This is a genomic window from Azospirillum rugosum (assembly GCF_017876155.1).
Lineage (GTDB): Bacteria > Pseudomonadota > Alphaproteobacteria > Azospirillales > Azospirillaceae > Azospirillum > Azospirillum rugosum.
In genome coordinates this window covers 1-1,139 of record NZ_JAGINP010000066.1, presented here as the reverse complement: position 1 = coordinate 1,139, position 1,139 = coordinate 1, and the positions used below count along the sequence as shown (strand labels likewise).

Genomic DNA, 1,139 nt, shown 5'->3' with positions numbered 1-1,139 from the left:
TAGTGCACTGACACAGACATAGGATTCACAAGGGTCCGCTGATGTGCGATTCTATCGGCATGGCCCAGACCGTCAGCGTCATCGTTGGAGCGGAGGACCGCGCGTGCTTGGCCGCGATCCTCGCTGACCGCAACCGCCCGCTCAAGCATGTGCAGCGGGCCAACATCATCCTGTTGTCGGCCGAGCGGCTGCCCGTTCTGGAGGTGGCGCGTCGAGCCGGTCTCAGCCGTCCGGCGGTGTGGCGCTGGCAACTCCGCTACGCCGAACAGGGGGTCGAGGGGCTGCTGCGCGACAAAACGCGCAAGCCCGGCCGGGCGCCGCTGCCCACCGCGACGGTGGCCAAAGTGCTGGCGTTGACCTGTGCGGAACCGCCCGGCGCGGTCACCCACTGGACCGGCCGGGCGATGGCCCGGGCGGTCGGCATCAGCCTGCGCGCCGTGCAGCGTATCTGGGAGGCCAATCGCCTCCAGCCCCATCGCCTGCGCACCTTCAAGCGCTCCAACGATCCGGCGTTCGCCGCCAAGGTGGAAGACATCGTCGGGCTGTACATGGACCCGCCCTGCCATGCGGTGGTGCTGTCCATCGACGAGAAGAGCCAGATCCAGGCGCTCGACCGCACCCAGCCCGGCTTGCCGCTGAAACCGGGCAAGTGCGGGACGATGACGCACGACTACAAACGCAACGGCACCACCACGCTGTTCGCGGCGCTGAACACGCTGGACGGCACCGTGGTCGGGCGCTGCATGCCCAAGCACACCCACAAGGAGTTCATCAAGTTCCTGAACGCCGTGGAGCGCGCCGTCCCGGTGGGCAAGGTGATCCACGCCATCGTCGACAACTACGCCACCCACAAGCACCCCAAGGTCCTGGACTGGTTGGCCGATCATCCGCGCTGGGTCTTCCATTTCACGCCCACCTCGGCCTCGTGGATCAACGCCGTCGAGGGCTTCTTCGCGATCATCACCCGCCGCAGCATCCGGCGCGGCGTCTTCAAATCCGTGGCCGATCTCCAGGAGGCCATCACCCGCTACATCCGCGCCCACAACAAGGCCGCCAAGCCCTTCGTCTGGACCAAGCCCGCCGAGACCATCTTCGCCAAACTCAACCGGCTGCCTGCACCTTCTGAATGAGTCAGTGCA

Annotated in this window: 1 protein-coding gene; it reads left to right on the top strand. The window is 66.5% G+C overall.

What is annotated here, in order from left to right:
* Nucleotides 1-59 precede the first annotated feature (59 nt).
* A complete protein-coding gene (locus tag J2851_RS35445; protein WP_209774088.1) occupies nucleotides 60-1,130 on the top strand; it encodes an IS630 family transposase in 1,071 nt (356 codons plus the stop codon).
* The last annotated feature ends 9 nt before the right edge of the window (nucleotides 1,131-1,139 follow it).